Source organism: Cytobacillus stercorigallinarum (assembly GCF_014836495.1).
Classification (GTDB): domain Bacteria; phylum Bacillota; class Bacilli; order Bacillales; family Cytobacillaceae; genus Cytobacillus; species Cytobacillus stercorigallinarum.
Window position 1 is genome coordinate 1 of the sequence record NZ_JACSQT010000020.1, and the last position, 23,595, is coordinate 23,595.

Genomic DNA, 23,595 nt, shown 5'->3' on the forward strand with positions numbered 1-23,595 from the left:
TGTTTGATTAGCTCGTTTGCACCTATGGTGCTTTGTTGCTGATAAATCAGCTTTTTTTAGAATTACGCTTGACGTTTTATGTTCGTTCAGTTTTCAAAGAACAATCTCAATCGCTTAGAAGCGACTTTATTAATATAACATATCGTGTCATCTGAGTCAACATCTTTTTTTTGATGTCAATCAATTCTTCATGTCTTCCTCTTGCTGACTTGAATAAGTATATCAGCAGTAACCACAATTTGCAAGCCTTATTCATAAATTATTTTCATAAAATAATATTTCGAGGATTTCAACCAAAGAATACAGCCGCTCACACTCTAAAATCCCTTATTAATAAGTACGTAGCAATACTTTAGGGAGACTTCAAAATTATCTCATTCTAATAAAAAAGCCGAACTCAATTCAAACTTTAGCATTTGAATTGTAGTCCGGCATTCCTTTGACTTAAACAATTGGTTTAGTCTCTTTCCTCTTCATTGTCGATAGAAGCTTCAGGCAATTCCTCTGCAGTTTCCAGTGGCTTTGCTCGCTCTTCTCCATCTTTTTCTTCTTCCTTTTCAACTTTTGCAACAGTTGAGACGAATTCATTCACACTTTCATCGATTCGAATAAGTCTTACACCTTGCGTGTTTCTTCCCATAGTTGAAATATCTTCTACTCCCATACGGATGATGACACCGCCTGTAGTGATCAACATAATGTCTTCCTCACCACGTACAGCCTTCATCGTAACGAGATCACCCGTTTTTTCTGTAATATTGGCCGTTTTAATTCCTTTACCGCCACGACCCTGAATACGATAATCATCAACTGGAGTTTGTTTACCGTAACCTTTTTTCGTAACTACTAGAATGTTGTCTCCTTCTTCTAGGACTTCCATTCCAACTACTTCATCTTCTGCACTTAGAGTGATCCCTTTTACTCCAGTTGCTGTACGTCCCATTGAACGGACCGCATCTTCAGGGAAACGAATAAGGAGACCATTCTTCGTACCGATAATGATTTCTTTTTCTCCATTTGTTAAACGTACAGAGATTAATTCATCTTCTTCTTTTAAGCCTAAAGCAATCAAGCCGTTTGTACGGATATGAGCAAATGAAGATAATGGTGAACGTTTAGAGATGCCTCGTTTTGTTGTGAAAAACAAGAACCAATCATCCACAAAATCCTCTATTGGGATGACAGCATTAATCCATTCGTCCTTTTCAATCCCTAACAAGTTAATGATAGGAATCCCCTTCGCTGTTCTACTAAATTCAGGAATTTCATATCCTTTAGCTTGATACACTTTTCCTTTATTCGTAAAGAAGAGGAGATGATCATGCGTTGAGGTAGTTAATAGGTGTTCAACAAAATCATCCTCATTTGTTCCCATTCCTTGTATCCCTTTTCCACCTCGTTTTTGGGCACGATAAGTAGATACTGGTAATCGCTTAATATAACCTTTATGTGTAAGTGTAATAACAATGTTCTCTTGAGGAATTAAATCTTCATCTTCTAAATGCTCAAGACCACCAGAAACAATTTCTGTACGGCGTTCATCATTAAAACGGTCTTTTAGTTCTGTCAGTTCTTCGCGAATAATGTCTAACACTTTTTCATCACTTGCTAAAATTGCTTTTAATTCTGCAATTAATTGAATGAGGCTAGCATATTCTTCTTCTATTTTTTCACGTTCTAAACCAGTTAAACGTTGTAGACGCATATCCAAAATCGCTTGCGCTTGCTTCTCAGAAAGTTCAAATTGTGTCATTAAGCCTTCTTTGGCAATATCCGTTGTTCTTGACCCTCTAATTAATTTAATGACTTCATCTAAATGATCTAATGCAATTCGTAAACCTTCTAAAATATGCGCTCTTGCTTCCGCTTTCCGCAATTCGAATTCTGTTCTTCTTCTTATAACAACAACTTGATGGGCTAGGTAATATTCTAAGCATTGCTTTAAATTCAATACTTTTGGTTGTCCATCCACTAAAGCAAGTAAATTAATACCGAAGCTTGTCTGTAATGCTGTATGTTTATATAAATTATTTAACAGCACATTTGCGTTGGCATCTTTACGGACTTCAATAACAATTCGTAAACCATCTCTGTCAGATTCGTCACGTAAATCTGTAATGCCATCAATCTTCTTATCACGTACTAGGTCAGCAATTTTTTCAATCAATCTTGCTTTATTCACTTGGTATGGGATTTCATTAACAATGATAACTTCTTTCCCATTTGATTTTTGTTCAATTTCAACCTTTGCTCTAAGTGTAATAGAGCCTCTACCTGTTTCATAAGCCTTCCGAATTCCACTACGGCCTAATATAAGTCCTGCTGTTGGGAAGTCTGGTCCGGGGATGATTTCCATTAACTCTGGAATTGTAATTTCCGGATTTTCACTTAATGCAAGTACACCATCAATGACTTCGCCTAATTGATGAGGAGGGATATTTGTAGCCATTCCTACAGCAATACCAGAAGTACCATTTACAAGTAGATTAGGGAAACGAGCAGGAAGGACGACCGGTTCCTTTTCCTCTCCATCATAGTTATCTTGATAATCGATGGTATCTTTATTAATATCTCTTAATAATTCCATTGATATTTTGGACATACGGGCCTCTGTATAACGCATGGCAGCAGCCGAGTCGCCATCAATTGATCCAAAGTTACCGTGTCCATCAACAAGCATATATCTATAGTTAAAGTCTTGTGCCATTCTTACCATTGTTTCATATACGGCTGAATCACCATGTGGGTGGTATTTACCGATAACATCCCCAACAATACGGGCAGACTTTTTATACGGTTTATCTGAGTGCATACCAAGATCATGCATTGCATATAATATTCTTCTGTGCACAGGCTTTAGCCCGTCACGTACATCGGGTAGGGCTCGGGAAACGATAACACTCATTGCATAATCCAAGAATGACGTTCTCATTTCCTCACTTATATTAATTTCTTTAATTTGGGACTTAGGCGTGTCAGCCATCTATAGGTACCTCCCTATCGCACAAAGCTTATTGCTTAGGCTACATTTTATTGACAATATCTATGTAAAAGCAGGATAGAACCAACTCTATCCTGACTTTCATTAAATATCTAAATTCTTCACATACTGCGCATTTTCTTCGATAAAGTTTCGGCGTGGTTCTACTTTATCTCCCATAAGGATTTCAAACGTTTCATCTGCTTCAATCGCATCTTCTAAGCTGACTTGTAAGAGCGTTCGCGTTTCCGGATTCATAGTCGTTTCCCATAATTGATCTGGGTTCATCTCACCTAAACCTTTGTAACGTTGGACATTTGGTTTCGGCGTAGCCGGAAGCTCTTTCATAATCTCATCTAATTGGCGATCGTTATAAGCATATGAGATCTTCTTCCCTTGTTGAACTTTATACAAAGGTGGCTGCGCAATATATATATAGCCCGCATCTAAGATTTGTCTCATATAACGATAAAAGAATGTTAGTAATAGCGTTCGAATATGCGCCCCATCTACATCGGCATCTGTCATAATAACGATTTTATGATATCTTGCTTTCGTAATATCAAAATCTTCACCGATTCCTGTACCAGACGCAGTAATCATTGCTCGTACTTCATTATTAGAAAGTATTCGATCTAAACGTGCTTTTTCTACGTTTAAGATTTTCCCTCGAAGCGGTAGAATTGCTTGGAAATGTCTGTCTCGTCCTTGCTTAGCTGAACCACCCGCTGAATCACCCTCAACAATATATAGTTCCGAAATAGACGCATCTTTCGAAGAACAATCAGCAAGCTTACCTGGAAGACTAGAAACCTCTAACGCACTCTTTCTTCTTGTTAGTTCTCTCGCCTTTTTAGCCGCTGCCCGAGCTCTTGAAGCCATCATACCTTTATCGACAATTTTTCTTGCAACAGACGGGTTTTCTAACAAGAATTTTTCAAAGGCTTCCGAAAAAGCCGTATCTGTTGCCGCTCTTGCTTCTGAATTCCCTAATTTCGTCTTCGTTTGTCCTTCAAACTGAGGATCAGGATGTTTAATTGAAACAATCGCTGTTAAACCTTCCCTAACGTCTTCCCCTGTAAGGTTGGCATCATTATCTTTAAACACACCATTCTTACGAGCGTAATCATTAATTACTCTCGTCAGCGCTGTTTTAAATCCGGATTCATGTGTTCCGCCTTCATACGTATGAATATTGTTGGCGAAAGAATAGATATTACTTGTATAGCTATCGTTGTACTGCATTGATATTTCAACAGTGATCCCATCTTTTTCGCCTTCAATATAAATCGGCTCTTCATGAAGTACTTCTTTATTTTTATTTAAATGCTCTACGTAAGACCTAATCCCACCTTCATAGTGGAATTCTTTTGTCTTTTTCTCTTCACGTTCATCTGAAAGAGTAAGCTTTAACCCTTTATTTAAAAACGCTAATTCGCGGACCCTCGTAGCTAATGTATCAAAATCATATTCTAATGTTTCTGTGAAAATCTCACCATCTGGTTTAAAAATCGTGGTTGTGCCAGTCACTTCTGATTCACCGATTACTTTTAAGTCTGCGCTCGGTACACCACGTTCATATTTTTGATAGTAGATTTGCCCGTCCCGATGAACAAAGACTTCTAACTGAGTAGAAAGAGCATTAACAACAGAGGCACCAACACCATGAAGACCACCAGAAACTTTGTAGCCTCCGCCACCAAATTTTCCTCCGGCATGTAAAACAGTCATAATAACTTCTACAGCTGGTCTTCCCATTTTTTCTTGTATCCCAACAGGAATCCCACGTCCATTATCAACGACTTTAATACTATTATCCTCGAGAATACTTATATTAATTTCATCACAATATCCAGCAAGTGCCTCATCAATACTATTATCGACAATTTCCCATACTAAATGATGTAATCCTTTTCCACTCGTTGATCCGATATACATACCTGGACGTTTTCTAACTGCTTCAAGACCTTCTAATACTTGTATCTGGTTCTCATCATAGGATTGTTGACCCATTGCTTCCTGATCCATTGACACATCGATCACCTACACTTTCCATTTTGCATATCATTCTTTTTTACTCTATTAGCCTCATCATCGACATTAAACAATCAATTTCCTCGTCCTCTTTTTTAAAGTAGACGAAGCAAGAGGAGAGTAATATATATGATCGGTCGTAATCACAACTGATTTGTACACACCTTTTGCCAAATTAGTATAAGAAGTGTCATCACGCTGCAAAAACTCTTCTGCATTTATAGAAGAGCCGACACTTTCTTTATCAATAATGGCAACCAAATCTTTTGCACGTATTAATACATCCTCGCCAATATGAATATACAAGGCCTCACCTCATTGAATTTTTTTAAGGCTGCCCGCCTTCACTTCATACGCAGCTGCTTCTTTTAAAGTCTGATGATCTATTCCATCGACGCTAGTGGTCGTTACAAATGTTTGTACTTTCCCTTGTATCGTATTAAGCAAATGTGATTGCCGATAATCGTCTAATTCAGATAGTACATCATCTAATAAAAGAATAGGATATTCTCCAATTTCAGCGTGAATCAGTTCGATCTCAGCAAGTTTCACTGATAATGCTGTCGTTCTTTGTTGACCTTGAGAACCAAAGGTTTGCACATCGCGCCCATTCACTTGAAATAACAAATCATCTCTGTGCGGACCGAACAATGTAACGCCTCTTTCGATTTCTCTTGTTTTTGTTTTTTCATACTTTTCTAGGTATATATTTTTCATTTTCGACAAATCTTGTTCTTCTGATACATCAACAGAAGGCTTATACTGAATTTTTAATGTTTCAAGTCCCCTAGAAATACCTTCATGGATTGGCATTGCCCACTTTTCTAGCAAATAGATGAACTCGAATCTCTTAGCGATAATTTTAACAGCCATCTCAATAAATTGTTCAGTTAAAATATCAAGCATAGCCTGATCAGTCTGTTTACGTGATTGTAGCAACTTTAAATAATGATTTCGTTGTTGGAGTATTTTCTGAAACTGATTAATGTCATGAAGATAAACGGCGGATACTTGTCCAATTTCCATATCAATAAAACGACGCCTTACTTGAGGGCTCCCTTTTACTAAATGGAGATCTTCAGGCGCGAACATCACAACATTCATATTACCGACATATTGGCTAAGCTTTTGTTGTTCAATATGGTTACACTTTGCTTTTTTACCCTTTTTAGATATCACAAGCTGCATGGGTAGAGAACCATGCTTATTTACTACTCTACCTTCTATTTTAGCATACTCCTGATCCCAACGAATAAGATCTTTATCATTTGAGGTGCGATGAGACTTCGCCATGGCTAAAACATAAATAGATTCCATCACGTTTGTCTTACCTTGTGCATTCTCACCTAGAATGACATTAACCTTGTTATCAAACTGTACCGACAGTTCATTGTAATTGCGATAATCCTTTATTTGTAATTGCTTTATATACATAGGCGGTTACATCCTTAATTGTTCGAAATTGTAAATGTGCCATGATCAGGTATTTCGATTACATCGCCTGCTCTTAACTTTCTTCCACGACGCTGATCTTGTTCTCCATTAACAAATACAACATATTCACCTAAAAACCATTTCGCCATTCCCCCTGACTGAATTAAATCAGCTACTTTGAGAAACTGCCCTAAAGTGATATATTCCGTTTCAATTTGTATTTTGTTCATCATTGCACTCTTTCTAGTTATTTGACATCGTACTTCTCTATTTTTTAGTATCTAGTAGTTTATTTTACTAAATTATTGAGTGATACACAAAGTAAATCTTTTATTAAGTATTGAAGTCATTTATTGCGAAAATTCTGGACGCGTAATAAAAAAATCCGAACGCACTCATGTACATGAATGATTGTTCGGATTTCTATCCACTTAAAGTTTTAGTAAGTCCTAACTGGCAAAATTAATTGCAAGATTGAATCATCATTAAGTGGTGTAATAATAAATGGTCTCATCGCACCAGTAAAGCTAATTTTTATTTCTGTACCCTCTAATGTTTTTAAAGCATCCATCATAAATTTCGCACTGAACGAAATTTTAAGGTCTTCTCCTTCTTTCGAAATGCTCGGAAGCTCCTCAATTACTTTTCCGATTTCAGGGGAATTAGAAGAGATCTCAATTACTTCATCGTCAACAGTAGAAAGTTTAACGACATTATTCTTACCTTCTCTTGCAAGTAAAGAGGCACGATCAATCGCTTGTAAAAATGCTTTCGTTGTAACAACAACATCTGTTTTACTTTCATTTGGAATTAATCGTGATGTATCTGGGTAATTCCCTTCTAGTAATCTGGAGAAGAATAATAAATTTTTCGCTTTAAATAAAACTTGATTCTCTGTAATAACAATTTGAATTGTATCGTTGTGGTCATCGAGAATTTTACTTAGTTCATTTAAACTTTTCCCAGGGATAACAACATTGTAAGATGCTTCTGATTCTGTTTCGATTGTCGCTTTTCTCAATGCTAAGCGGTGGCTATCTGTTGCAATACAGGATAGAGCGCTTCCTTCAATCTGCCAGTTTACACCTGTCAAGATTGGGCGTGTTTCTGAGGTGGACACTGCGAAAACTGTTTGCCTAACCATGGCTTTTAGAAGGTCAGTTGGAATAGAGAAAACATTATCTTCTTCAATTTGTGGTAAATGAGGATATTCATCCGCGTCAATACCGTTTAAGTTGAATTGTGATTTACCAGAAGTAATAACAGTTTGTAAATGATTTTCTACATGAATTTCAACTTGGTCTGTTGGTAGTTTCTTTACTATTTCACTAAAGAATTTTGCTTGTAACACGATTGAACCTGGTTGTTCAATATTAACGATGACTTCATCTTCTTCTGTTTTAGGAATAAATGACTCAATAGAAATATCTGAGTCACTACCTGTTAAAGCAACACCTTCGTCAGATGCAACAATTTTAATTCCAGTTAAAATGGGAATAGTTGTTCTACTAGTAACGGCCTTCATAACATCTTGAACGCTTTGAACTAAGCGATCTCTCTGAATCGTAAATCGCATGATTAACCTCCAATGTATATACATATATTTTTTATTTTAAAATAATAGAAGTATTAGTAGGGCTTGTTAGTATGTGGATAACTAGAAAAATGAATGGAAACACAGCCTATCCACATGTGGACAGACTGTGCATAATCATTCGGTAGTTATTCACAATTATACTTTAAGTAATTCATTAATTTCTTTTAATTGCTGTTGAAATTGTGTGTCTGCATGAAGTAATTTAGAGATTTTTTCGTGGGCATGAATCACTGTTGTGTGATCTCGACCTCCGAATTCCTCACCAATTTTCGGAAGGGAAAAATCGGTTAATTCTCTAGATAGGTACATAGCAATTTGCCTAGGAAAAGCAATAGACTTTGTCCGTTTTTTCGCACTGAAATCTTCTAATTTAACGTTATAATACCCTCCGACAACCTTTTGAATCTCATGAATCGTTATGACTTTAGGTTTTGAACTCGGAATAATATCTTTTAATGCTTCTGCTGCTAAATCTGCATTAATATCTTTATTTATAAGTGATGAGTAGGCAACAACACGAATAAGTGCTCCTTCTAATTCACGAATATTAGAATCAATTTGATTGGCGATGTATAACATGACTTCATTAGGAATGTCTAACCCTTCAGCTTTTGCCTTTTTACGTAAAATCGCAATTCTTGTTTCTAGATCTGGTGGCGTAATATCTGTAATCAGTCCCCATTCGAAACGGGAGCGAAGGCGATCCTCAAGTGTCGGAATCTCTTTCGGAGGCCGGTCACTCGAGATGACGATCTGCTTTGATTCTTCATGTAATGTGTTAAACGTATGGAAAAATTCCTCTTGGGTTGATTCTTTTCCGGCAAGGAATTGAATATCATCTATTAATAGCACGTCTACTTTTCTATATTTATTGCGGAAATCAATGGTTTTATTATCTCTAATAGAGTTAATAAATTCATTGGTAAATTTCTCAGAAGATAAATAGACAACTTTCGCATTTGGATTATGATCCAATACATAGTGACCAATTGCATGCATTAAATGTGTTTTCCCTAAACCAACGCCACCATAAATAAACAGTGGATTATAGGCCTTTGCAGGTGCTTCTGCTACAGCGAGTGAAGCAGCATGAGCAAATCGGTTCCCAGATCCAATAACAAAAGTATCAAATGTATTTTTTGTATTCAACATATTGAAGGTAATGTCTTGGGATTCCTCTTCGACAGGCTTCTTTTTGGCCGGACTGATGGCTTCAAGCTCTTCTTCGTCCTGGTTTTGCGGAATAATAAATTTAACTTCGAGTTGTTCCCCAGTCACTTCTTCTATTGTTTCAGAAATTAAGAGAGAATATCGCTCTTCTAGCCAATCTCGAGCAAATTCATTAGGTGCTTTGATCACTAATGTGTCTCCTTGAAGAGTATGTGCTTTAGTTGATTTCATCCAGGTTTCAAAGCTTGGTTTACTAATTTTCTTTTCTATTTTTGCTAAAGCCTGTTGCCATAGGTCAGATATATTTTCCAATGATGATCCCTCCTTTTCTTTGAAAATAACGGCAGAAAACGCCCACATGAATCTTTATATAGAAAAAATGAATAAAATAAGATGTGGAAAAATATATAATAAGGAAAAAAGGCGGCATTTCGACAATATCCACCACCTGTGGACAACCTTTTACAAAGGGGTTGAATAACCTGTCCACATGATATCCACAATCTGTGGATAATAAAATATATACCGTTCAGTTATTAAGTGTGAAAACACAAATATGATAACAGAAATAACAAGAGCGTGCAACGTTTTTTCGATGTTTATCCACAAGCGAAACAACCTGTTTATAACATTTGTCCACAGGTAGTGTTTTTGTGAAAAACTTGTCTATATGTAGTGTGGATAAAATAAATTTGTCGAAAAAAGTATCCACAAGTAAAAATATATGCTGAATTCTATATACGTGGATAAATGGATGAAAGACAGTCTTCGTTTATAAACGGGAACATGGTCAATGAACGGATGAGAAAAAAATTCTAGTGGCTGTGGAAAAAGAAATATGGGTACATAATGACACATAAGTTTAACTTTCGATGAGATTTATCGAATGATCATTATGGTCATTTGGTTAATATGGTTGCTTGATGGGGGAAATCGCAAATGAATAAACATGGAGAGAGAAGTGAAGTTTGATTCAGAAACCGAGAAAGCCAAAGTCTAAATCCAAAAAACGTGCGAAAAGGTTAAATAGAAACAGAAAAAAGTATGAGTAAAGATCCCTTCTATCATCGCCATTCAGGCTTTCCCATCAATGGTTTTCTCCAATAACCAAAAAATACTATTGAAATGAGGGTGACATTAGAGACGAAACAAAGTAAAATTCAGTACAGTGATGTTTTTTTAAAAAGTTGCGCGTAAAGGTTAATCATCCGTTGGATAGTTGACAATCTTTAGGTAGCATCTATATAATTAATAAGACTGTCTTTAACAGCTATTCCTCAGGGAGGTGTCATATAATGAAAAGAACTTATCAACCAAATAAACGTAAAAGAAGTAAAGTTCATGGATTCCGCAGCCGTATGAGCAGCTCGAACGGACGTAACGTTCTAGCACGCCGCCGTCGTAAAGGAAGAAAAGTATTATCTGCTTAGGCCACTGAAAATCAGTGGTCTTTTTTCACGTAATAGTGTAAAAAATAGTGAGTAAACGCATGATTGATCGATTGCGCAAATAGAGAATATAAGACTTATTTATACATGGGCTGTTACGGTCAATGTATGAAAAGAAGGTGTAAATGACATGAAGAAAGAATTTAGAGTAAAGAAGAATAAAGAATTTCAAGAAGCCTTTAAACAAGGTAAGTCATTTGCTAACCGGCAATTTGTTGTTTATTCTTTACAAAGAAATGACCAGTCTCATTTTAGAATAGGTTTATCTGTTAGTAAAAAGCTTGGTAACGCTGTCAAAAGGAACCAAATCAAGCGTTATATTAGACAGGCCTTCCATGAGCTGGATCAAGAGTTAAAACCAAATTATGATTATATTATTATTGCACGAAAGCCGACTGCTGAAATGAGCTTTTTTGAAATTAAGAAAAGCTTAGTGCATGTTTTGAAGCTTTCTCGGGTTGTTAAAACACATAAACATGGAAATAATAAGTCATAATGTCATTAAAAAGAGCTTTTTTTTATGAAATTTGGTAAAGACATCTCATATTCATATGACATATGAGGAAAAGATGATAAAATACATACCATGAGTAAAATCAGTTTATTCGATTCTCAGCAAAATGAAGAGATGATAGAAAAACTGTAACAATATTATCTAGGCATTAAGGAGGAAATAACGGTTGAAAAAGCGAATACCTTTATTGGTTGGTCTAATTCTAGTCACCGTACTTTTAGCAGGGTGTACGGAATTTAATGAGCCAATTACTTCCGAGAGTGAAGGCTTTTGGAACTCATACATCGTTTATCCGCTATCTTGGCTAATTATTAAAATTGCAGGTCTTATGGGCGGAAGCTATGGTTTGTCGATTATTGTCGTAACAATTCTGATTCGTCTAGTAATTCTACCATTGATGATTAAACAAACAAAGAGTTCTAAAGCAATGCAGGCAGTTCAGCCTGAGATGCAAAAGCTTCGTGAAAAATATAGTTCTAAAGATCAAAAGACACAACAAAAGCTTCAACAAGAAACAATGGAATTGATGCAAAAACATGGTGTAAACCCATTGGCGGGTTGTTTACCATTGTTTGTACAAATGCCGATTCTTATTGGATTCTATCATGCGATTTCAAGAACGCGTGAAATTGCTAATCATAACTTCTTATGGTTTGACCTTGGAGATGCCGATCCATATTATATCTTGCCAGTTGTTGCGGGTATTACAACATTCATTCAACAGAAGATGATGATGGCTGGACAAGACTTTAGTGCAAATGAAATGATGGCAACGCAAATGAAAATGATGTTATGGTTAATGCCAATCATGATCGTTGTTTTCGCGATTAATTTCCCAGCAGCACTTTCCTTGTACTGGGTAGTTGGTAACTTATTTATGATTGTCCAAACTTATTTCATTAAAGGTCCAGATATTAAAAAATCTAAAGAAACACAACCTGCGGGAGGAGCGAAAAAGTGAAAGAAATAACTGCTACAGGACAAACCGTCAATGAAGCAGTACATTCGGCTTTAGCTCAATTACAAACAACAGAGGATCGCGTAGAAATAGAGATTCTCGAAGAAGGAAGGAAAGGGATCCTTGGTATATTCGGATCCCGTCCTGCAGTGATAAAAGCAACGATGAAAATGGATCCGATTGCAGAAGCGGAGAAATTTTTATTAGAGGTCAGTGAGAAAATGGGCGCGCCGGTTGAAATTGAAACTGTTAGAGACGGTAAAAATGTTGAATTTATTCTATCTGGTAATAAAATTGCTTTATTAATAGGTAAACGAGGTCAAACATTAAACGCTTTGCAGTATCTTACACAGCTTGTCGTCAACAGATATTCTGATCAATATTTTAATATCATATTAGATGCAGAAAATTATCGCCAAAGAAGGATGGATACGTTGGTGCAGCTTGCTGAAAGATTGGCAAGCCAGGCAATCAAAACCGGTAAAAAGGTATCACTTGAGCCTATGCCTTCCTATGAGAGAAAAGTGATCCACTCTGCTTTATCTCATGTAAAAAAAGTAGAAACGTATTCGGATGGCAATGATCCTCATCGACATATTGTGATTTCACCAGTTAAAAATTAACTCCTACTACATGGGTGTCCAAGCGGACGCTCTTTTTTTTTGGATAAAAACCCATTTACTTCTGAATCATTTTCGGAACTTACGAAAGAGGTTAGCAAACATTCGGAGCTGTTTTTATCAAAGAAATGGTCAAAGAGGAAAATAATGAATTCAGCATTGAATGATTGTTATTCACATGTGGATAAGTTAAAATAGAGCATAATACGACTTGGATTCTGTGGATAATTTTTAGAAGAAAAAAATTTGTCTATACTGTTGATAACAGGTATTTTCTTTAATTGGGGGATTTTTGACGATGATGATCTCGCTTTTAATAATTGTTTGCATATGATATTCTGTTTTTTTGGGAAATAATTTTTTCATAGATTAAAGATAAGTAACTATAGATAAAAATGAAATGAGGTGAAGCCGCTTGGAACTTGATACAATAGCTGCTATATCAACTCCTATGGGTGAAGGCGCAATTGCAATTGTACGGCTGAGCGGACCTGAAGCTTTTGATATAGCGGACCATTTATTTAAAAGTGTGGGAGATAAACGTTTGAAAGAAGTCCCTTCCCACACGATTCATTATGGCCATATTATTGATCCGAAGACAGACCAAGTTGCTGAAGAAGTAATGGTCTCGGCCATGAAGGGTCCAAAGACATTTACAAAAGAAGATGTGATTGAGATTAACTGTCACGGTGGACTTGTTTCTGTCAATCGCGTCCTGCAATTGATGTTGACAAATGGTGCTCGCTTAGCTGAACCAGGTGAATTTACAAAGCGTGCTTTTTTAAATGGTCGCATTGATTTATCGCAAGCGGAAGCAGTGATGGATTTAATCCGAGCGAAAACGGATAAGGCGATGAATGTTGCCTTAGGACAAATGGAAGGCAGATTGTCAAATTTAATAAAAAGGTTACGACAAGAGATTCTTGAAGTACTTGCCCATGTGGAAGTGAATATTGACTATCCCGAATATGATGATGTTGAGGAAATGACACATCATTTACTACTAGAGAAGGCAAGCTTCGTTCAAAAGGAAATCGAGCAGTTGCTACGTACATCCCAGCAAGGGAAAATTTTACGTGAAGGTTTATCAACGGTCATCGTTGGACGCCCGAATGTTGGTAAATCTTCGTTATTAAATAGTCTAGTCCATGAAAATAAAGCGATCGTGACAGATATCCCAGGTACAACAAGAGATGTAATAGAAGAATACGTGAATGTAAGAGGCGTACCGTTAAAATTAGTAGATACGGCTGGTATTCGCGAAACAGAAGATATTGTCGAAAGAATAGGGGTAGAGAGATCACGACAAGTATTAAAAGAAGCGGATCTTATTTTACTCGTTGTGAACTATTCGGATGAGCTTACGGATGAAGATATCAATTTGTTTAAAGCAGTCGAAGGCATGGATGTAATTGTCATCGTGAATAAAACCGATTTAGAACAAAAGATTGATATGGAAAAAGTGAGACAACTCGCAGCTAATCAGAAGCTTGTGACAACCTCTCTTTTAGAAGAACAAGGAATTAACGAGCTTGAAGAGGCGATTTCTGAATTATTCTTTACTGGCTCTATTGAAGCAGAAGACATGACATATGTCTCTAACTCAAGACATATTGCTCTTTTACACCAAGCGTTAAATTCAATAAATGATGCAATAGAGGGTGTTGATCTTGGTACACCAATCGACATCGTACAAATAGATTTGACAAGAACATGGGAAATTCTAGGGGAGATTATTGGAGATAGTGTACAAGATAGTTTAATTGACCAGTTATTCTCTCAGTTCTGTCTTGGAAAATAAGAAAAAACCGTTGATATATAGATAAGAAAAGGGAGGTAAAATGAAATGGCTTATGAAGCAGGTTCATATGACGTTATTGTTATCGGTGCCGGTCATGCAGGAGTTGAAGCAGGTCTTGCCTCAGCTCGAATCGGGGCAAAAACTTTAATGGTCACAATCAATCTTGATATGGTTGCCTTTATGCCATGTAATCCCTCAATTGGTGGACCGGCAAAAGGAATCGTCGTTCGGGAAATTGACGCATTAGGCGGCGAGATGGGGAAAAATATTGATAAGACCTATATCCAAATGCGTATGCTTAATACAGGTAAAGGCCCCGCAGTAAGAGCATTAAGAGCACAAGCAGATAAATTTACGTATCAACATGAAATGAAAAAAACATTAGAAAACCAAGAGAATTTGACCTTATTACAAGGTATGGTTGAAAGTTTAATTGTTGAAGATGGTGAATGTAGAGGGATTATTACACAAACAGGCGCTACTTACTATGCGAAATCTGTTGTTATTACTACTGGTACATTCCTTCGTGGAGAAATTATCTTAGGAGAATTAAAGTATTCCAGTGGACCCAATAACCAACAACCATCGATCAAGTTATCCGAACATCTAGAAGCTTTAGGTTTTGATATGGTTCGTTTTAAAACGGGAACGCCACCGCGCGTAAATAGTCACTCAATTGATTATAGTAAAACAGAAATACAACCAGGTGATGATGTTCCTAGAGCATTCTCATATGAAACGACTAAATATATTACTGAACAACTGCCTTGTTGGTTAACATACACGAACGAAAAAACGCATACGCTCATCGACAATAACCTACATCGTTCTCCGATGTATTCTGGTATGATCAAAGGGACAGGTCCTCGTTATTGCCCGTCAATTGAGGATAAGGTGGTTCGTTTTAATGACAAACCGAGACATCAAATTTTCCTTGAGCCAGAAGGAAGAAATACGCAAGAAGTCTATGTACAAGGATTATCAACCAGTTTACCTGAAGATGTACAACAAGACATTTTGCGCACGATTCCAGGTTTAGAGAATGTGCAAATGATGAGAGCAGGTTATGCAATTGAATATGATTCCATTGTCCCGACGCAATTATGGCCAACATTGGAAACGAAAAAAGTGAAAAACCTCTATACTGCCGGCCAGATAAATGGTACATCCGGTTATGAAGAAGCAGCCGGACAAGGTCTAATGGCAGGGATGAATGCAGGGCTTCATTCACTTGGTAGAGAGCAAGTAATCTTAAGTCGCTCGGATGGCTATATCGGGGTACTCATTGATGATTTAGTAACGAAGGGGACGAACGAACCTTATCGTTTGTTAACTTCTAGAGCGGAATACCGTCTATTATTACGCCATGATAATGCCGATCTGCGTTTAACAGAAATAGGTTATAACGTGGGTATGATTAGTGAAGAACGTTATCAAAAATTCTTGTCTAAAAAACAGCAAATTGAAGAAGAAATAATGCGTCTAAAGAAGATTATTTTAAAACCAAATGCTGAGGTTCAAGGTTTAATTCAATCCCTAGGTGGAAGTGAATTAAAAGATGGTATACGTGCAAGTGATTTATTAAAAAGACCAGAAATGTCTTATGCTCATATTGAACAACTTGCTAAAGCAACGAGTGAGTTAGATGATGAGGTAAAAGAACAAGTAGAAATACAGATTAAGTATGAGGGCTATATTGAAAAATCATTACAACAAGTAGACAGACTGAAAAAAATGGAAAACAAAAAAATTCCAAATCAAATCGATTATGATGATATCAATGGGCTTGCGTCTGAAGCACGCCAAAAATTGAAATCAGTGCGTCCTCTATCTTTAGCACAAGCGTCTCGTATTTCTGGTGTAAACCCAGCAGATATTTCTATTCTACTCGTTTATTTAGAACAAGGGAGAATTGCGAAAGTCGCTAATGAATAAGAGAGGATTGAACGCATGAATACAGAACAATTTGTTCATTTGCTTAAGGAGAAGGGAATTTCCCTCTCCGACCAGCAAATGGAACAGTATGAATTGTACTATTCGACGCTTGTTGAATGGAATGAAAAAATGAATTTAACGGCCATCACAGAAAAAGATGAAGTATATTTAAAGCATTTTTATGACAGCATCTCAGCTGCTTTTTATTACGATTTCAATCAGCCGTTAAAGGTATGTGACGTTGGAGCAGGAGCAGGTTTTCCAAGTATCCCTTTAAAAATTGCTTTTCCTCAAATCCAAGTGACAATCGTAGATTCTTTAAACAAACGGATTGGTTTTTTAAATCATTTAGCTGAAGAACTTGGGTTAGATCATGTCGAGTTTGTACATGATCGCGCAGAGACATTTGGCAAAAACAAAAAATACCGCGAAAGCTTTGATCTTGTCACAGCAAGAGCAGTAGCAAGATTGTCGGTACTGAGTGAATTATGCTTGCCCTTAGTCAAAGTCGGTGGTACCTTTTTAGCTATGAAAGGTGCAGGGGCTGAACAAGAACTAGATAAAGCAAACAAAGCAATAACAACCTTTGGTGGTAAACTGATAGATTCACACACTTTCACATTACCGGAAGAAGAAAGTGAAAGAAACATTCTAGTAATTAAGAAAGAAAAATCTACCCCTAATAAATATCCAAGAAAGCCGGGAACGCCTAATAAATCACCGATTGAATCGTGAAATTGAGCGTGTATGGTTTTTAATATCACTATAAATTGATAGATCATCGCAGGATTTGTCTACTTTGTAGAGAATAGGTTATAGGGAGTTTCGTAAAGGTGGTGCAGGGTGATGAAGCATTCTTTCTCACGCCTTTTTGGCCTAGGCGAAAAGGAAAAAACAAATGAAGACAAGCTAGACGAACAAGCAGATATGGAAATGGAAGAGGCAGATACATTAGCAAGCCAAGAAGAGGTAAAGAAGATACCAATTGATCAAATCGTTCCTAACCGTTTTCAGCCTCGGACAATATTTGATGATGAGAAAATAGAAGAGCTTTCTCGTACAATTCATATTCACGGTATTATTCAACCCATTGTCGTTAGAGAATACGGTGACAATCAATTTGAAATTATTGCAGGTGAGCGTCGCTGGCGTGCAATGAATAAATTGGGTTGGGAAGAAGTTCCCGCCATTGTCAAGAATATGAGTGATACAGAAACGGCCTCAATTGCGCTTATTGAAAATTTGCAGCGTGAAGAGCTTTCGCCTATTGAAGAAGCGGTTGCTTACGGAAAGCTACTAGAGTTACATAACTTAACACAAGAAGCATTGGCACAACGTCTAGGAAAAGGGCAATCAACAGTAGCCAATAAATTAAGGTTGTTAAAATTACCAGAAGAAGTACAAGAGTCCCTTTTAAGAAAAGAAATCACGGAACGACATGCAAGGGCATTAATTCCATTAAAAAGCCACGAGAAGCAAGTGAGTTTATTAGCTGAAGTCGTTGAAAAACATCTCAATGTAAAGCAAACAGAAGACCGAGTGGTAAAGCTTTTAGAAAAAGATCAACCAAAGGCAAAACCAAGAAGAAAAGCTTTCAGTAAAGATATGCGTATTGCTGTCAACACTATTCGCCAATCGCTTTCAATGGTCTCTGATAGTGGCATAAACTTAGATTCACAAGAGGAAGAATTTGATGAATTCTATCAAATAACCATCAAAATTCCAAAAAAGAAAAAATAAATAACCAAGCCAATCTCAAATCACCTTTTGCGAGATATGGCTCTTTTTTTATCCTGAAAATAGCCTCTGGAAGATTTTCTTATTTTTCTTAAAATAATTATTCTTCCCCTCACGTTCATGATAAAATAGATTCGTGCTTTGAAAAAGTGACAAACGTACAAACACAATGATGTCTTTAATAGGGTTTTTAATAGATTACATACGTAGAAAAACAAACATGTGAAGAAAGCAGGTGAGTTCAGGTGGGGAAAACGATTGCTTTAGCTAACCAAAAGGGTGGCGTAGGAAAAACAACAACAGCAGTGAACTTAGGTGCATGTCTGGCTTCTATGGGCAAAAAAGTGTTGCTTGTAGATATAGACCCACAAGGAAATGCCACGAGTGGTATTGGTATTGAGAAAGCGGAAGTAGACTATTGTATTTATGATGTATTAGTGGACGATTTAGAAGCAAGTAAAGCCATCAAACCAACAATTGTAGAGAAACTGCATATTATACCTGCTACGATTCAACTAGCAGGAGCGGAGATTGAACTTGTCCCAACCATCTCAAGAGAAGTCCGTTTAAAAAGAGCGTTAGAAGACGTGAAGGAGAACTATGATTATATTATTATCGATTGTCCTCCATCACTAGGATTACTAACACTCAATTCATTAACAGCATCCGATGCCGTATTAATTCCTGTTCAATGTGAATATTATGCGCTTGAAGGATTAAGTCAACTTTTGAATACAGTAAGACTTGTGCAAAAACATTTAAATCAAGATCTGCGTATTGAGGGCGTTCTGTTAACAATGTTGGATGCAAGAACGAATTTAGGGATTCAAGTCATAGAAGAAGTGAAAAAGTATTTTCAAGATAAAGTGTATCGCACGGTGATTCCTAGAAATGTACGCTTAAGTGAAGCACCAAGTCATGGCGAGCCAATTATCACATATGATCCAAAGTCTCGCGGAGCAGAAGTATACTTAGACTTAGCAAAGGAAGTGTTAACAAATGGCTAAGGGGTTAGGAAAAGGGCTCAATGCCTTCTTTACGAATGTGGACAAAGAAAGTGAAGAGACAATTGTAGAAATCAAACTTAAGGAAATACGTCCTAATCCGTATCAACCGCGAAAAATCTTCACAAAAGAGAGCATAGAAGAACTAAAACAATCGATTCTTACACACGGAATCCTCCAACCCATCATTGTTCGTAAAAGCATTAAAGGCTATGAAATTGTTGTTGGTGAAAGAAGATATCGGGCAGCAAGAGAGGCCAATATGGCGACGATGCCAGTTATTATTCGCGATCTATCGGAACAACAAATGATGGAATTAGCTATATTAGAAAACCTTCAAAGAGAAGATTTAACACCAATTGAAGAAGGCGCAGCTTATCAATTATTAATAGAAAAGTTGAATATTACGCAAGAGGAATTGGCTAAGAGATTAGGAAAAAGTCGTCCGCATATTGCCAATCATATTCGCTTACTTTCACTGCCAGCTAAAGTACAAGAGATGATTGCTGATGGGGAATTAACGATGGGTCACGGCCGGACACTGTTAGGGTTAAAGAAAAAATCTCTTATGGATACGGTTGTCGAAAAAGTGTTAAAAGACTCTTTAAATGTAAGGCAGTTAGAACAATGGATCGGGCAATTAAACGAAAAAGTTCCACGTGAAACAAAGAAGAAAGTAAATAAAGATGTATTTATTCAATCACATGAATCTTCGCTTAGAGAAAGATTTGGCACAAACGTGCATATTAAAAAAGGAAAAAAGAAAGGGAAAATAGAAATCGAATTCTTTTCTAACGACGATTTGGAGCGAATACTGGATCTTTTAGATCAGCAAAAAGAATCCATCTAGCCGCTTAGTCGTTTGCTAGATAGACATCATGAAAAGATAGAAAGTATATTTGGGTAGCTCTGATGTTTTTATTAGGTACGGTAGTCAATGCACTTTTAATTATTTTCGGTACAATAGTCGGTAAGTTCCTTAATCGTATTCCTGACAAAATGAAAGATACAGTGATGCAAGCAATTGGCTTGGCGGTAATGGTACTAGGTTTACAGATGGGACTTAAGAGTGAAAACTTCTTAGTGGTCATTCTTAGTCTCGTTTTTGGGGCGATGCTTGGAGAATGGTTAAAATTAGAAGATAGACTTAATCAAGTCGGTATTCTGTTAGAAAATAAAATTGGATCCAATCATCAAGGTAGCATTTCTCAGGGATTTGTCACAGCCACATTAATTTTTGTTATTGGGGCAATGGGTGTCATCGGTGCATTAGATAGTGGAATTCGTGGAGATCATTCGGTCTTATATACAAAATCAATTATAGATGGTTTCACGGCTTTAATTTTAACGACCACTTTAGGTATCGGTGTCATTTTCTCAGCCATCCCTGTCTTTATTTATCAAGGGTTGATCGCATTATTTGCAACACAAATTGATAAATGGATTCCCCAAGCATGGATGGACAGCTTTATTCTAGAAATGACAGCTACAGGCGGCTTAATGATTTTTGCCATCGGCTTGAACTTAATGGGATTAACGAAAATCAGAGTAGCAAATCTCTTACCTGGTATATTTGTCACCGCCCTTGTCGTTTCTTTCTATTACTTCTTATAATTTAGGCAACGAACGATCCTTAGTAGGCATGGATTGTTCGTTTTTCTTCGGTTTCAAGTCTCTATACTAAGGGTGATTGAAGTATTCGAGTCCCAATGCGTAGAAGGATTGTTAGGCAAAAGCAGTAGAATACTCAATCTTCTTAGAATAATCACATTCCCACTCTAATCGGGCCAGCATTCGTTTTACATATCGGAGAGAAAAGCGAAAGTAAGTTCCATATGTTTTTCTTTTTGTCGATTCCAGCATTGTTAGGAAAAGAAATGTGCACAAAGAAAATACGCGGCGATTTGCGTCTGGAAAACGAAAATCGTCACGTATCGGTAGCTCTATGATTTATTTATCAATATTATAAAGTCTGTTCTTTGCCCCAGTCGATAGGGATAAATTTTGCTTTTTCCATCATCGTTACTTCATGGATGCCATTGGCAATGGTTTTGGCCATATTCATGACTAAGCTCAATCTTGTATTTTGTAATACCATAAACTCCATAAACCCACTCACATTGACGATACCAGCAATATGTATATCACCAACTTCAGGTAAATCCTTATTTACTCCAGCACCTGGTTTGACAGGACCATCAGCAATTTGGATAATCCCCACACTTTTCACACGCCCTAAGCAAGCATCTATGCCAATAATAAAAGCATTAGGAAATTGTTCTTGAATATATGACAGTTTTTCAGATAAATTCACAGCATGAATAGGGTCTTCCAATGTGCCAAATACATGGAGGTTAGGAATGGATCGTTCTTGTAATAAGGTTCCCACTAAAGGACCGAGCGAATCACCGGTAGAGCGGTCCGTACCGATACAAATAAGGACAAACGGTCTTTCTTGTATATTACTCGGGAGAAACTGCTTGATTTCATGGGCAAGTTTATTAGTAGCACTTTGTTCATCGTGTGGAATCCGAGAGGTCAATTTAGGTTTCTTATCAAATATACGTGGATATAAATTCATCAAGCGTCACTCCTTCAATGTCACTCTATAGAAAAGAGCGCTTTACTTTCTTTTTTAGCGATTGAATTGAATAGTAGTAATAGTATACGGAATATTCACTCATTCTATACGTGATTAGGGCACGAAATATATTTTCCTCTGATGTTTATTGGAAATATATTCGTAGGACAAGGTATAATAGGGATATAGAAGTGAAGAAAAGGGTGATGAAATTGGAAGAAAAACAATTTGATCTTAATAATATTGTTGAGATGAAAAAGGCTCACCCATGTGGAGCAAATCGATGGAAGATTATACGTATGGGCGCTGATATTCGCATTAAATGTGAAGGTTGCGGTCATAGTGTAATGATTCCCAGAAGAGAATTTACAAGAAAACTAAAAAAAGTATTGGCGTAATCAATGGTAAAGGATGGTCTTTACCATTTTTTTGCGAAAGCTTAGTGAACTTGCTTATTTTTATACAAATCTCTATAATTGTTAAAGGCTTGTATAAAAATCGATTAATAATTTTTCTTAGATAGATTAAATGATTAGGAGTGACCTAAATGGCATTAACAGCTGGAATTGTCGGTTTGCCGAATGTTGGTAAATCCACCTTATTTAATGCAATAACGCAAGCGGGTGCTGAATCAGCAAACTACCCGTTTTGTACGATAGATCCTAATGTCGGTATTGTTGAAGTACCGGATGAAAGATTAGCGAAGTTAACCGAACTTGTTCAACCAAAGAAAACGGTACCTACTGCTTTTGAATTTACAGATATTGCTGGGATTGTTAAAGGGGCAAGTAAAGGTGAAGGACTTGGGAATAAGTTTCTATCACATATCCGTGAAGTAGACGCGATTTGCCAAGTGGTTCGTTGTTTTGCTGACGATAATATTACCCACGTATCAGGAAAAGTGAATCCCATTGATGATATTGAAACAATCAATTTGGAACTGATTTTAGCTGACTTAGAGTCCGTTGAAAAACGCATTGTACGCGTGAGTAAGCTTGCGAAACAAAAAGATAAGGAATCTGTTTTTGAATTAGAAATCCTTGAAAAATTAAAAGCGGCTTTCGAAGCAGATCAACCTGCAAGAACAGTAGAATTTACAGAAGAACAAATGAAATTGGTTAAAGGGTTACACTTACTAACGATTAAGCCAATGCTTTATGTAGCAAATGTTGGTGAAGATGATGTAGCTGATCCTTCCACTAATGAATACGTTCAAAAAGTAAAAGAATTCGCATCCGCAGATAATGCAGAAGTGATTGTCATTTGTGCAAAAATCGAATCAGAAATTGCTGAGCTTGAAGGAGAAGAGAAAGAAATGTTCCTTGAAGAGCTTGGTATTGAAGAATCAGGTTTAGATCAATTGATTAAAGCATCGTACAGCTTACTTGGCTTAGCCACTTATTTTACAGCTGGCGTACAAGAAGTACGTGCTTGGACTTTCCGTAAAGGAATGAAAGCACCGCAATGTGCCGGCGTCATCCATAGTGACTTCGAAAAAGGCTTCATACGTGCCGAAACAGTTTCCTACAACGACCTAGTCGTTGCTGGTAATATGAATGCAGCGAAAGAAGCTGGAAAAGTTCGCTTAGAAGGTAAAGAATACATCGTTCAAGACGGAGATGTTATGCACTTCCGATTTAACGTTTAAGAAAAACCCCAATGAATTCTTGTAACAAAGGATTTATTGGGGTTTTTCTTTAGAATGGCAGAAGCGTCATCGTCATTAAACTTTATCCATGTTTCATTCCCCTGGTTTTCCTTGTCAGGCAATTGCATATTGGC

21 protein-coding genes are annotated in these 23,595 nt (G+C 36.9%); 13 read left to right on the forward strand and 8 right to left on the reverse strand.

Translation table 11 applies throughout. From position 1 onward, the window contains the following. Nucleotides 1-457: 457 nt before the first annotated feature. From gyrA to dnaA, 7 genes are all read right to left on the reverse strand, one after another. Nucleotides 458-2,983 carry a DNA gyrase subunit A gene (gene gyrA, locus H9655_RS21250; protein WP_191817232.1) on the reverse strand — a complete coding sequence of 842 codons (2,526 nt, stop codon included), beginning with the start codon at nucleotides 2,981-2,983 and terminating at the stop codon, nucleotides 458-460. Nucleotides 2,984-3,085: 102 nt separating this feature from the next. Further along, on the reverse strand, nucleotides 3,086-5,008 hold the full coding sequence (gene gyrB, locus H9655_RS21255; RefSeq protein ID WP_191817255.1) for a DNA topoisomerase (ATP-hydrolyzing) subunit B: 1,923 nt from the start codon (nucleotides 5,006-5,008) through the stop codon (nucleotides 3,086-3,088). 72 nt (nucleotides 5,009-5,080) lie between these two features. Then, on the reverse strand, nucleotides 5,081-5,320 hold the full coding sequence (gene remB, locus H9655_RS21260; RefSeq protein ID WP_191817233.1) for an extracellular matrix regulator RemB: 240 nt from the start codon (nucleotides 5,318-5,320) through the stop codon (nucleotides 5,081-5,083). Nucleotides 5,321-5,329: 9 nt separating this feature from the next. Then, nucleotides 5,330-6,448: a DNA replication/repair protein RecF gene (gene recF, locus H9655_RS21265; RefSeq protein WP_191817234.1), complete on the reverse strand. Its 1,119-nt coding sequence runs from the start codon at nucleotides 6,446-6,448 to the stop codon at nucleotides 5,330-5,332. Between the two features lie 14 nt (nucleotides 6,449-6,462). Beyond that, nucleotides 6,463-6,681: a S4 domain-containing protein YaaA gene (yaaA, locus tag H9655_RS21270; protein ID WP_095371327.1), complete on the reverse strand. Its 219-nt coding sequence runs from the start codon at nucleotides 6,679-6,681 to the stop codon at nucleotides 6,463-6,465. Nucleotides 6,682-6,887: 206 nt separating this feature from the next. Beyond that, a complete protein-coding gene (gene dnaN, locus H9655_RS21275) occupies nucleotides 6,888-8,024 on the reverse strand; it encodes a DNA polymerase III subunit beta (RefSeq protein ID WP_191817235.1) in 1,137 nt (378 codons plus the stop codon). A 156-nt stretch (nucleotides 8,025-8,180) separates the two neighbouring features. Continuing rightward, a complete protein-coding gene (gene dnaA, locus H9655_RS21280) occupies nucleotides 8,181-9,527 on the reverse strand; it encodes a chromosomal replication initiator protein DnaA (protein WP_191817236.1) in 1,347 nt (448 codons plus the stop codon). Nucleotides 9,528-10,510: 983 nt separating this feature from the next. On the opposite strand from dnaA, the gene rpmH reads away from it, so the two are divergent. The 11 genes from rpmH (at nucleotide 10,511) to H9655_RS21335 (ending at nucleotide 20,846) form a co-directional block, all read left to right on the forward strand. Then, nucleotides 10,511-10,645, forward strand: a complete 135-nt coding sequence (gene rpmH, locus H9655_RS21285; RefSeq protein WP_016201470.1) for a 50S ribosomal protein L34 — start codon at nucleotides 10,511-10,513, stop codon at nucleotides 10,643-10,645. A gap of 148 nt (nucleotides 10,646-10,793) precedes the next feature. After that, nucleotides 10,794-11,159, forward strand: coding sequence for a ribonuclease P protein component (gene rnpA, locus H9655_RS21290; RefSeq protein ID WP_191817237.1), 366 nt, complete (start codon nucleotides 10,794-10,796; stop codon nucleotides 11,157-11,159). A 184-nt stretch (nucleotides 11,160-11,343) separates the two neighbouring features. Then, nucleotides 11,344-12,138, forward strand: a complete 795-nt coding sequence (gene spoIIIJ / locus H9655_RS21295; protein ID WP_191817238.1) for a YidC family membrane integrase SpoIIIJ — start codon at nucleotides 11,344-11,346, stop codon at nucleotides 12,136-12,138. Then, nucleotides 12,135-12,758 (forward strand): RNA-binding cell elongation regulator Jag/EloR, encoded by a 624-nt coding sequence (gene jag / locus H9655_RS21300; RefSeq protein ID WP_191817239.1) that lies wholly within the window; start codon nucleotides 12,135-12,137, stop codon nucleotides 12,756-12,758. Before spoIIIJ ends, jag begins: the two co-directional genes overlap by 4 nt. Before the next feature lie 412 nt (nucleotides 12,759-13,170). Further along, a complete protein-coding gene (gene mnmE, locus H9655_RS21305) occupies nucleotides 13,171-14,556 on the forward strand; it encodes a tRNA uridine-5-carboxymethylaminomethyl(34) synthesis GTPase MnmE (RefSeq protein WP_191817240.1) in 1,386 nt (461 codons plus the stop codon). A 45-nt stretch (nucleotides 14,557-14,601) separates the two neighbouring features. After that, a complete protein-coding gene (gene mnmG, locus H9655_RS21310; protein WP_191817241.1) occupies nucleotides 14,602-16,491 on the forward strand; it encodes a tRNA uridine-5-carboxymethylaminomethyl(34) synthesis enzyme MnmG in 1,890 nt (629 codons plus the stop codon). 15 nt (nucleotides 16,492-16,506) lie between these two features. Beyond that, complete coding sequence (gene rsmG / locus H9655_RS21315; protein WP_191817242.1) at nucleotides 16,507-17,226, forward strand: 16S rRNA (guanine(527)-N(7))-methyltransferase RsmG; 720 nt, start codon at nucleotides 16,507-16,509, stop codon at nucleotides 17,224-17,226. Between the two features lie 111 nt (nucleotides 17,227-17,337). Further along, nucleotides 17,338-18,231: a nucleoid occlusion protein gene (gene noc / locus H9655_RS21320; protein ID WP_191817243.1), complete on the forward strand. Its 894-nt coding sequence runs from the start codon at nucleotides 17,338-17,340 to the stop codon at nucleotides 18,229-18,231. A 242-nt stretch (nucleotides 18,232-18,473) separates the two neighbouring features. Then, a complete protein-coding gene (locus H9655_RS21325) occupies nucleotides 18,474-19,235 on the forward strand; it encodes a ParA family protein (protein ID WP_095371337.1) in 762 nt (253 codons plus the stop codon). Next, nucleotides 19,228-20,082, forward strand: a complete 855-nt coding sequence (locus tag H9655_RS21330; protein WP_191817244.1) for a ParB/RepB/Spo0J family partition protein — start codon at nucleotides 19,228-19,230, stop codon at nucleotides 20,080-20,082. The genes H9655_RS21325 and H9655_RS21330 overlap by 8 nt, the downstream gene beginning before the upstream one ends. 62 nt (nucleotides 20,083-20,144) lie before the next feature. Continuing rightward, entirely contained in the window at nucleotides 20,145-20,846 is a 702-nt protein-coding gene (locus H9655_RS21335; protein WP_191817245.1) for a DUF554 domain-containing protein, read from the forward strand. 349 nt (nucleotides 20,847-21,195) lie between these two features. Here H9655_RS21335 and yyaC read toward each other — a convergent pair whose 3' ends face one another. Beyond that, the gene (yyaC, locus tag H9655_RS21340; protein ID WP_191817246.1) at nucleotides 21,196-21,813 is read right to left on the reverse strand and encodes a spore protease YyaC; all 618 of its coding nucleotides are present in this window, start codon (nucleotides 21,811-21,813) and stop codon (nucleotides 21,196-21,198) included. A 206-nt stretch (nucleotides 21,814-22,019) separates the two neighbouring features. On the opposite strand from yyaC, the gene H9655_RS21345 reads away from it, so the two are divergent. Next, nucleotides 22,020-22,211, forward strand: a complete 192-nt coding sequence (locus H9655_RS21345; RefSeq protein WP_180317033.1) for a DUF951 domain-containing protein — start codon at nucleotides 22,020-22,022, stop codon at nucleotides 22,209-22,211. A gap of 149 nt (nucleotides 22,212-22,360) precedes the next feature. Next, nucleotides 22,361-23,461: a redox-regulated ATPase YchF gene (gene ychF, locus H9655_RS21350; RefSeq protein WP_191817247.1), complete on the forward strand. Its 1,101-nt coding sequence runs from the start codon at nucleotides 22,361-22,363 to the stop codon at nucleotides 23,459-23,461. The last annotated feature ends 134 nt before the right edge of the window (nucleotides 23,462-23,595 follow it).

Excerpts from the sequence above, each read along its gene's own strand:
- recF (WP_191817234.1), bottom strand. The coding sequence starts at position 6,448 with ATGTATATAAAGCAATTACAAATAAAGGATTATCGCAATTACAATGAA.
- gyrB (WP_191817255.1), bottom strand. The coding sequence starts at position 5,008 with ATGGATCAGGAAGCAATGGGTCAACAATCCTATGATGAGAACCAGATA.
- gyrA (WP_191817232.1), bottom strand. The coding sequence starts at position 2,983 with ATGGCTGACACGCCTAAGTCCCAAATTAAAGAAATTAATATAAGTGAG.
- H9655_RS21335 (WP_191817245.1), top strand. The coding sequence starts at position 20,145 with ATGTTTTTATTAGGTACGGTAGTCAATGCACTTTTAATTATTTTCGGT.
- mnmG (WP_191817241.1), top strand. The coding sequence starts at position 14,602 with ATGGCTTATGAAGCAGGTTCATATGACGTTATTGTTATCGGTGCCGGT.
- rsmG (WP_191817242.1), top strand. The coding sequence starts at position 16,507 with ATGAATACAGAACAATTTGTTCATTTGCTTAAGGAGAAGGGAATTTCC.
- yyaC (WP_191817246.1), bottom strand. The coding sequence starts at position 21,813 with ATGAATTTATATCCACGTATATTTGATAAGAAACCTAAATTGACCTCT.
- H9655_RS21345 (WP_180317033.1), top strand. The coding sequence starts at position 22,020 with ATGAAATTGGAAGAAAAACAATTTGATCTTAATAATATTGTTGAGATG.
- dnaN (WP_191817235.1), bottom strand. The coding sequence starts at position 8,024 with ATGCGATTTACGATTCAGAGAGATCGCTTAGTTCAAAGCGTTCAAGAT.
- rpmH (WP_016201470.1), top strand. The coding sequence starts at position 10,511 with ATGAAAAGAACTTATCAACCAAATAAACGTAAAAGAAGTAAAGTTCAT.
- H9655_RS21330 (WP_191817244.1), top strand. The coding sequence starts at position 19,228 with ATGGCTAAGGGGTTAGGAAAAGGGCTCAATGCCTTCTTTACGAATGTG.
- rnpA (WP_191817237.1), top strand. The coding sequence starts at position 10,794 with ATGAAGAAAGAATTTAGAGTAAAGAAGAATAAAGAATTTCAAGAAGCC.
- ychF (WP_191817247.1), top strand. The coding sequence starts at position 22,361 with ATGGCATTAACAGCTGGAATTGTCGGTTTGCCGAATGTTGGTAAATCC.
- yaaA (WP_095371327.1), bottom strand. The coding sequence starts at position 6,681 with ATGATGAACAAAATACAAATTGAAACGGAATATATCACTTTAGGGCAG.
- noc (WP_191817243.1), top strand. The coding sequence starts at position 17,338 with ATGAAGCATTCTTTCTCACGCCTTTTTGGCCTAGGCGAAAAGGAAAAA.